Raw genomic sequence first — 7,763 nt, forward strand, 5'->3', positions numbered from 1 at the left:
GTCCCGAAACTGTAACCGTCGCCGAGCGGGCAGGGGGTTTCCGCTCTTTCCGCGACGCACCATTTGCGCTATCGGCGCGCCCAACCCCTTTCTCTCAAAATACCGGATACCCTTATGAGCCTCCGCAACGTGGCGATCATCGCCCATGTCGATCACGGCAAAACCACCCTGGTCGATCAGCTCTTCCGTCAGTCGGGCACCTTCCGCGACAACCAGCGCATCGAAGAGCGCGCGATGGATTCGAACGACCTCGAAAAAGAGCGCGGCATCACGATTCTCGCGAAGTGCACGTCGGTCGAGTGGGATGACCATCACGGCCACAAGACCCGGATCAACATCGTCGACACCCCGGGCCACGCCGATTTCGGTGGTGAGGTGGAACGCATCCTGTCGATGGTCGACGGCGTCGTCCTGCTGGTCGATGCAGCCGAAGGCGCGATGCCGCAGACCAAGTTCGTTACCGGTAAGGCGCTTGCGCTGGGCCTCCGCCCGATCGTCGTGGTCAACAAGATCGATCGGTCCGACGCCCGCGCGCAGGAAGTGCTCGACGAGGTATTCGACCTGTTCGTCTCGCTCGACGCAACCGACGAGCAGCTCGATTTCCCGGTGATCTTCGCCAGCGGCCGCAACGGCTATGCCGGCGACAATCCCGATGTCCGCGAGGGCACGTTGACGCCCTTGTTCGAAACCATCGTCAAGCATGTGCCGCCGCCTTCGGCCGATCCCGATGGTCCGTTCAAGTTCCTCGTCACGCTGCTCGACCGCGACAATTTCCTCGGCCGCATCCTGACCGGCCTGGTCTTCTCCGGCTCGGTCAAAACCAACATGCCGATTCACGCGCTCGATCCCGATGGCAAGATCGTCGAGACTGGCCGCGCCTCGAAGCTGCTGGCGTTCCGCGGCCTCGAGCGCGTGCCGGTCGAAGAGGCCAATGCCGGCGACATCGTCTGCATCGCGGGCCTGACCGTTGCGACAGTGGCCAACACCATCGCCGATCCGTCGGTCACCGAGCCGCTCCATGCCCAGCCGATCGATCCGCCGACGCTGTCGATGCGCTTCGCGGTGAATGATTCGCCGATGGCTGGTCGCGAGGGCACCAAGGTCACGAGCCGCATGATCCGCGACCGCCTGTTCCGCGAGGCTGAATCGAATGTCGCGATCAAGGTGACCGAAGCTGCCGACAAGGACAGCTTCGAGGTTGCCGGGCGCGGCGAGCTTCAGCTCGGCGTGCTGATCGAGACGATGCGGCGCGAGGGCTTCGAGCTCTCGATCGGCCGCCCGCGCGTGCTGTTCCTCGACGGCGAGAATGGCCGCGAGGAGCCTTATGAGACAGTCGTGATCGACGTGGATGACGAATATTCGGGCACGGTCGTCGAGAAGATGGCGAGCCGCAAGGCGGAGCTCACCGACATGCGGCCGTCGGGCGGCGCCAAGACGCGCATCACCTTCAGCGCTCCCTCGCGTGGCCTGATCGGCTATCATGGCGAGTTCCTGTCGGATACGCGTGGCACCGGCATCATGAACCGCCTGTTCGAGAAATACGGCCCCCACAAGGGCCAGATCATCGGCCGCAAGAACGGCGTGCTGATCTCGAACGGCGCGGGCGAGGCCAATGCCTATGCGCTCGGCCCGCTCGAGGAGCGTGGCATCCTGATGGTCGCCCCCGGCGATCCCTTGTACGAGGGCATGATCATCGGTGAGAACGCCAAGACGGACGACCTCGAGGTCAATCCGATGAAGGCCAAGCAGCTCACCAACTTCCGGGCCTCGGGCGGCAAGGACGACGCGATTCGCCTGACCCCGCCGAAGCGGCTGACGCTCGAACAGGCGATCGCCTATGTCGATGATGACGAGATCGTGGAGGTGACGCCCAAGTCGATCCGGCTGCGCAAGCGGTATCTCGATCCGCACGAGCGCAAAAAGGCGTCGCGGGCGAAGCAGGCGGCGTAAGCCCGATTTGGGCAGGGCGAGGTTTCGCGAAAAAGGGCGTCCGGATCTATCCGGGCGCCCTTTTTGCGATGACGGGATTGATGTATTCCCGTCGATGAACGGGGGGCTCAATGAATCTGATAACGCGGCCCTGGCGCCATTATGCCGATTTCAAGGGCAGGTCCCGCCGGCTCGAATATCTGCTGTTCTGGCTGACATTCTACGGCGCTCTCTTCGTCCTGACTCTGGTCGGCGACCTCCTGGTGGCAATCATCGGGCCAGCCTCGCGAGGCGGGGGCGGCGGGCCAGGCACCTTGTCTTTCATGCCGCTTGGGATCTTCGCGCTGGCCGCGATTGTGCCGGCGCTGGCGTTGAGCGTTCGTCGCCTGCACGATCTCGGAATCAGCGGATGGTGGATGTTCATCTGGCTGGTGCCGATCATCGGCCCGTTGCTGGGGTGGGTGCTCTCGCTCATCATCATCTTCATTCCCGGTCCGCGCGGGGAAAACCAATATGGTCCTGATCCGCACGACCCCGAGGAAGAGGGGCCTGACCTGGAGCAGGTCTTTTCCTGAAGCGGCGCCGTCGGATCTCCGACCGGCTATTCTCCGGCCATCGCGACCAGCACAGCCCATTCCCCATCCCGCACCGGCGACACTGACAGCCGCGACTGCCGCAGCATCTCCATGCCCGCCAGCCTGGGCTCGGCCTTCATCGCCGCCAGCGTCACCGCCCTGGCCAGCGGCGCGACCGGCTTCACCGCGACGGAGACCCAGCGTGCCTCGCCGCCGTCCTGCTGCGCGGTGCGGGTGATTTCCATCACGCCGACCGCAGCCTTTTCCTTCCCCGAATGGTAAAACAGGCCGCGATCGCCGACCGCCATCGCTTTCAGATGCAGCGCTGCGGCAGGGTTGCGCACCCCGGTCCATTCGGTCTCGCCCTCGCGCACCAGATCGTCCCAGCTATAGCTTTCGGGCTCCGACTTGAGCAGCCAATATGCCATGCCATTTTCCCTGCTTTCCTCGAACAAGGCATGATGGCGCAGGTCGTCCGCGCCGTCGAGAGCGGGATCGGCACACTGAACCTCCCCTAAATATCGCGTTCCGAACGAGTTCAGAGCGTCTCGTTTATGCCTTGCAACAAGCTGCCTCGTGTCGCGTTCTATTCCGATGCGGAAAACGGGCTAGCTTGAAACAAGGAGGTTCGAAATGAACAGCATGTTGAAGAAGGCCGGGCTCGGCGTCGCGCTCGCGGCGACGGCGCTGACCACCGCCATGCCGGCCGACGCGCAGCGCTATCGTCGCCATCATCATGACGACGCCGGGCCGGCCATTGTCGCCGGCATTGCCGGCCTCGCCATTGGCGCCGCCATCGCTTCGGATCACAGCCGCGATCGCTATCGCGACGATTATTACCGCCGCCACGGCTATCGCGCCGATTACGACGATTATTATTACCGGTACCACGGCTATTATCCGGCGGATGGCTATTACGCCTATGACTATCAGCGTCGCGGCTATGACGGGTGCTGGGTCGAAAGGCGTTGGGACCCCTATTACCATCGCAGCTACCGGATCCGAGTCTGCCGCTGATCCCGGCACTGCGCTGAACGGGACGGCGTGGCCTCGACCACGCCGTTTTCGCAACGCGCTCTGGCATCGGGCGCGTTTTTGCGTCATGAGCCCGCGCCATGACCGACACACCGCCAGACCGCCTTTCGTCCAACCCGCGCAGCCCGTTTTTCGACGAGGCGTTGCTCTCGCGCGGGATCGGCATCCGCTTCAAGGGTGCCGAGCGCAAGGACGTGGAGGAATATTGCATCTCCGAAGGCTGGATCCGGGTCGCGCTCGGCAAGAAGGTCGATCGCCACGGCCAGCCGCTTACCCTGAAGCTGAGCGGGCCGGTCGAGGCCTGGTTCGAGCATCCGGCGCCTGACTCGGAAGACGGCGCCGACCAGGCCTAGAATCGTTTGCAGCTTCGCTGAATCGGCACCACCCTGCGCAGCCTTTCCAGCGATGCGCAGCATTGTTGGAAAGGCTGCGCAGGGTGGTGCCGTCTTACTGAAAACGACTCTAGCGCCAGTCAAAGGCCTCCTGCGCGGCGGCGGTCAGGGCCGCCATCGCGGTGCGATAGGGGTTGGGCCCGTGGCTGATCCGCGCCACCCCGGCGTCGGCGACATCGCGGGTGCCCGGCGCGCCCGGGAACGCCATGAAATTGATCGGTAGCCGTACGGCGCGGCTGATCTTCTGCAGCAAGGCGAGATCGACCAGCCCGGGCACGAAGAAGCCGCTCGCGCCCGCCGCGGCATAGGCATTGCCGCGCGCAATCGCTTCGTCCGCCTTCGCCTCGTCATGCGTGGCGGGGCCATTCTGCAGGAAGATGTCGGTGCGGGCATTGATGAAGAAGTCCCGGCCCGTCGCAGCCCGGATCGCCGCGATCCGCGCGACCTGGAAATCGACCGGGTGCAATCCTTCGCCGCCGACCACCTGATCCTCGAAATTGCAGCCGATCGCCCCGGTCGCCACCAGCCGTGTCGCGTTTGCCGCCACTGCTGCCGGCTCGACTGCATAGCCGCCCTCGAAATCGATCGTCACCGGCAGGTCGACAGCGCCCGCGATCCGTGCGGCGCCGGCGAGCGCCAGCTCGAGCGGCAAGGCCTCGCCATCGCCATAGGCCTGCGCGGCCGCGACCGACCAGCTTCCGGTGGCGATCGCCTTTGCGCCGGCGCTTGCCACAGCCCGCGCGCTCCCCGGGTCCCAGGCGTTATAGAGGATGAGGGGATCGCCCGGCACGTGCAACGCCGAAAACGCCTGGAATTTGTAGCTCATCGCGATCCCTCCCACTCAACGGGGTCCGCCTTAATGGACGAACCGCGCGACCACGTCCCGATAGCTGCGCGACACCTTCACCTGGGCGCCCGAGCCGAGCACCAGGAAGCATTCGCCATTGGTGTGCGGCTTCACCTCTTTGACCAGATCGAGATTGACGATCGTCGAGCGGTGGACGCGCTGGAAGCGGCGCGGGTCGAGGCGTTTTTCGAGATCCTTCATCGTCTCGCGCAGGATCAGGGTGTTGTCGCCGGTATAGATGCACATGTAATCGCCGGCCGCATCGATCCGCTCGATCGTGTCGACATCGACCCGGAAGATCTGGCCGCGATCCTTGATGTTGATCAGCTTCTCGAAGCGGTTGGCCGAGACCTGTTCCGGATGCTCGGTGAGGTTCTCGACTGAATCCGGGGCAATCTCGGCGATCACTTCCTTCAGCCGGTCGACCTCCTCGACGCCGCGCTTTTCGGCGAGGCGCTGGCGCACCCGGTCGAGCGTGTCGGCCAGCCGCGATTCCTCGACCGGCTTCATCAGATAGTCGATCGCCTGTGCCTCGAACGCCTTCAGCGCATGGTCAGAATAAGCGGTCACGAACACGAACAAAGGCGGCTCGACCTCCATCAGCCCCTGGACGACCGAGAAGCCATCGAACCCCGGCATCTGGATGTCGAGAAAGACGAGATCGGGTTTGTGCGTCTTGATGCTGCGGATCGCCTCGCGTCCGTTCTGGCATTTGTCGATGATCTCGACATCCTCATGCGCGGCGAGGCGGAGCTCGAGGCCCTGGATCGCCAGCGGCTCGTCATCCACCAATATCGTTCGGATCGTCATTGTACCTCTCTAACCGGCTCATCGAGCTGGAACGGAATCTCTATCTCGACGCCAAACCCGCCCCCGGGGATCGAGCGCGTCTCGAAACGGTGGTCGGGTCCGTAAACCTGAGTCAGCCGTTCCCTTATATTGGCAAGCCCGACCCCGGTTGAAAGGCTTGGCCGAGCTTTCATTTCATTCAACCCCGGTCCGGTGTCCGATACGGCGATCTGCACCCGATCCCCGGCGAGCCGCGCAACCACGGCGATTTCGGCGCCCTCTTCCTTGGGCGTGACAGCATATTTGATGGCGTTCTCGACCAGCGGCTGGAGCAGCAAAGAAGGTAAACGCGCCTTGGCGACGCGCGGATCGATCTCGAAACTCGGGCGGAGCCGGTCCTCGAAACGCATCTTCTCGATCTCGAGATAGAGCTTCAGCGTCTCCACCTCCTGCGCGATCGTCACATGCGCCGTCGGCTCGTTGGCCAGCGTGTAGCGCAGGAAGGAGGAGAGGCGGCTCAGCATCGCATTCGCCCGCTCGGTCTGCTTGAGCAGCACCAGGGTCGAGATCGAGTTGAGCGTGTTGAACAGGAAATGCGGGTTGAGCTGGTAACGCAGCATCGCCAGCTGCGCCGAACTCGCCTGGCTGCCGAGCGCCTTGAGCTGGTCGATCTGGTCCTCGACGATCAGGTAGAAATTGATCCCGAAATACAGCGCCGACCAGCCGGCGAGCACGGTGAAATCGAGGAAGATCGTACCGAGCACCAGGCTGAGGCTCAGCCCCGGACTGGAGAATTTGATGAACGAATAGGCGAACGCGTCGAGCACTGCGTACAGCACAGTGGCCGCCGCCAGCGTCAGGATCGTCAGCACCACCGTGGCGATCCGCCGCTGGTTCCGATAATAATGGTACAGCGTCGAGAGCAGCAGCGTGATGCAATAGCCGACGATCGATTCGACGACGATGAGCGCCGTCGCCGTCAGATCCAGCCCGTTCGAGATGCCCGAAACGCTGCGCAGGATCATGTAGCCGGTCCAGCCCGCCGCCTGAAGCCGCCAGAAAGCGCGGCTCTTGTCTTCGAAGAAGGGCCGCGAGAAGATCGCGGGCTTTGAGAACAGCGCCATGCGGGGGCTCTTAACCCGGCTGGGAGGGGAGCGCAAAGTGCGGTAGCATCCCCGCCCGAGGAGAGAGCCAATGACCGAGCATCAGGATCGAGCGCGCTTTACCGCGATGACCGAGGGCACGCAGCAGGACTGGGACATTATCGGCGGGCATTTCCGCGACTTCGCCAGGGCGCTGCCGGCGCGGGTGCTGACTCACCTGAAGCTGCTCGAGGGCGATTTCGGCGGCTTTCCGGTCGACCGCCTCGAACATTCGCTCCAGACCGCGACCCGCGCCCACCGCGACGGCCGGGACGAGCCCTATGTGGTGATGGCGCTGCTCCACGATATCGGCGATACGCTCGGCACCTATAACCATCCCGAGATCGGCGCGGCGATGCTCAGGCCCTTCGTGTCGGAGGAAGTGCACTGGATCGCCAATACGCACGGCGTGTTCCAGGGCTATTATTTCTTCCACTATCTCGGCATGGACCGGGATCTGCGCGAGAATTATCGCGGCCACCCCCATTTCGAGGCATGCGCCGAGTTCTGCGAGAAATACGACCAGGCGGCCTTCGATCTGGCCTATGAAAGCGCGCCGCTGAGCTTTTTCGAGCCGATGGTGGGGCGGGTGATGGCGAGGCCGATCAACAGCATTTACGCGAAGGCTGCGGAATGATGCGGCTGCGTTAGCCCAGGCGGATAGAAAGATACGGATTTTGGAATTCGAAGAGGCGTTCCAGCGAAGTGGCCTGAGCGGGGGGTGTGCCTCTTCGAACTGTCTGGGTGTGAAAAGGTAGGGACCGGTCTGTCTCATGCGCCACGGATAGCGGCGTATCGGTAAGGTTGAATCAGGGGAGCTATGCAACACAGTCTGTTGCATGGTTCTCGGCGGTCGGCGGATAGGTGCACCCGGGGCAGTAACTTCAGCCTGCGCCTAATTCTGCGCGAAACGTGATCCGGTCGCCGTCGGCCCGCCCTGAGAGCGTACCGCCCGCGTTCCTCGAGCCGATGTCGCTTGGATGTTCGAAAGGCCGACCAACTCGATCTACGCCAAAGTGGTGGTGGAGACGAAGGCGGGCCGAGGCCGCGCTTT

At 63.5% G+C, this 7,763-nt stretch carries 9 protein-coding genes; 5 read left to right on the forward strand and 4 right to left on the reverse strand.

Features of this window, described 5'->3' with window-relative positions; translation table 11 throughout:
* The first annotated feature begins 114 nt into the window (after window positions 1-114).
* Window positions 115-1,950, forward strand: a complete 1,836-nt coding sequence (gene typA, locus ABD050_RS22045) for a translational GTPase TypA (protein ID WP_343891676.1) — start codon at window positions 115-117, stop codon at window positions 1,948-1,950.
* 110 nt (window positions 1,951-2,060) lie between these two features.
* On the forward strand, window positions 2,061-2,504 hold the full coding sequence (locus tag ABD050_RS22050; protein WP_343891677.1) for a DUF805 domain-containing protein: 444 nt from the start codon (window positions 2,061-2,063) through the stop codon (window positions 2,502-2,504).
* A gap of 26 nt (window positions 2,505-2,530) precedes the next feature.
* On the opposite strand, the gene ABD050_RS22055 is transcribed toward ABD050_RS22050, so the two are convergent.
* Window positions 2,531-2,932: an EVE domain-containing protein gene (locus tag ABD050_RS22055; RefSeq protein WP_343891678.1), complete on the reverse strand. Its 402-nt coding sequence runs from the start codon at window positions 2,930-2,932 to the stop codon at window positions 2,531-2,533.
* Between the two features lie 205 nt (window positions 2,933-3,137).
* Between ABD050_RS22055 and ABD050_RS22060 the strand changes: the two genes are divergently transcribed.
* Window positions 3,138-3,521: a hypothetical protein gene (locus ABD050_RS22060; RefSeq protein ID WP_343891679.1), complete on the forward strand. Its 384-nt coding sequence runs from the start codon at window positions 3,138-3,140 to the stop codon at window positions 3,519-3,521.
* A gap of 98 nt (window positions 3,522-3,619) precedes the next feature.
* Window positions 3,620-3,892 (forward strand): DUF3297 family protein, encoded by a 273-nt coding sequence (locus ABD050_RS22065; protein ID WP_343891680.1) that lies wholly within the window; start codon window positions 3,620-3,622, stop codon window positions 3,890-3,892.
* Between the two features lie 109 nt (window positions 3,893-4,001).
* On the opposite strand, the gene ABD050_RS22070 is transcribed toward ABD050_RS22065, so the two are convergent.
* Genes ABD050_RS22070 through ABD050_RS22080 form a run of 3 tightly spaced genes read right to left on the reverse strand, consistent with a single transcriptional unit; the run spans window position 4,002 to window position 6,691 of the window.
* Entirely contained in the window at window positions 4,002-4,757 is a 756-nt protein-coding gene (locus ABD050_RS22070; protein WP_343891681.1) for an isocitrate lyase/PEP mutase family protein, read from the reverse strand.
* 30 nt (window positions 4,758-4,787) lie between these two features.
* Complete coding sequence (locus ABD050_RS22075) at window positions 4,788-5,588, reverse strand: LytR/AlgR family response regulator transcription factor (protein ID WP_343891682.1); 801 nt, start codon at window positions 5,586-5,588, stop codon at window positions 4,788-4,790.
* Complete coding sequence (locus tag ABD050_RS22080; protein ID WP_343891683.1) at window positions 5,585-6,691, reverse strand: sensor histidine kinase; 1,107 nt, start codon at window positions 6,689-6,691, stop codon at window positions 5,585-5,587. The genes ABD050_RS22075 and ABD050_RS22080 overlap by 4 nt, the downstream gene beginning before the upstream one ends.
* A gap of 70 nt (window positions 6,692-6,761) precedes the next feature.
* On the opposite strand from ABD050_RS22080, the gene ABD050_RS22085 reads away from it, so the two are divergent.
* Window positions 6,762-7,346 (forward strand): HD domain-containing protein, encoded by a 585-nt coding sequence (locus ABD050_RS22085; RefSeq protein ID WP_343891684.1) that lies wholly within the window; start codon window positions 6,762-6,764, stop codon window positions 7,344-7,346.
* Window positions 7,347-7,763: the final 417 nt, after the last annotated feature.

Origin of the sequence: Sphingomonas oligophenolica (assembly GCF_039522915.1) — a bacterium.
GTDB lineage: Bacteria > Pseudomonadota > Alphaproteobacteria > Sphingomonadales > Sphingomonadaceae > Sphingomonas > Sphingomonas oligophenolica.

Coding starts and splice junctions, on each gene's coding strand:
- ABD050_RS22050 (WP_343891677.1), top strand. CDS start 2,061: ATGAATCTGATAACGCGGCCCTGGCGCCATTATGCCGATTTCAAGGGC.
- typA (WP_343891676.1), top strand. CDS start 115: ATGAGCCTCCGCAACGTGGCGATCATCGCCCATGTCGATCACGGCAAA.
- ABD050_RS22070 (WP_343891681.1), bottom strand. CDS start 4,757: ATGAGCTACAAATTCCAGGCGTTTTCGGCGTTGCACGTGCCGGGCGAT.
- ABD050_RS22085 (WP_343891684.1), top strand. CDS start 6,762: ATGACCGAGCATCAGGATCGAGCGCGCTTTACCGCGATGACCGAGGGC.
- ABD050_RS22060 (WP_343891679.1), top strand. CDS start 3,138: ATGAACAGCATGTTGAAGAAGGCCGGGCTCGGCGTCGCGCTCGCGGCG.
- ABD050_RS22065 (WP_343891680.1), top strand. CDS start 3,620: ATGACCGACACACCGCCAGACCGCCTTTCGTCCAACCCGCGCAGCCCG.
- ABD050_RS22075 (WP_343891682.1), bottom strand. CDS start 5,588: ATGACGATCCGAACGATATTGGTGGATGACGAGCCGCTGGCGATCCAG.
- ABD050_RS22055 (WP_343891678.1), bottom strand. CDS start 2,932: ATGGCATATTGGCTGCTCAAGTCGGAGCCCGAAAGCTATAGCTGGGAC.
- ABD050_RS22080 (WP_343891683.1), bottom strand. CDS start 6,691: ATGGCGCTGTTCTCAAAGCCCGCGATCTTCTCGCGGCCCTTCTTCGAA.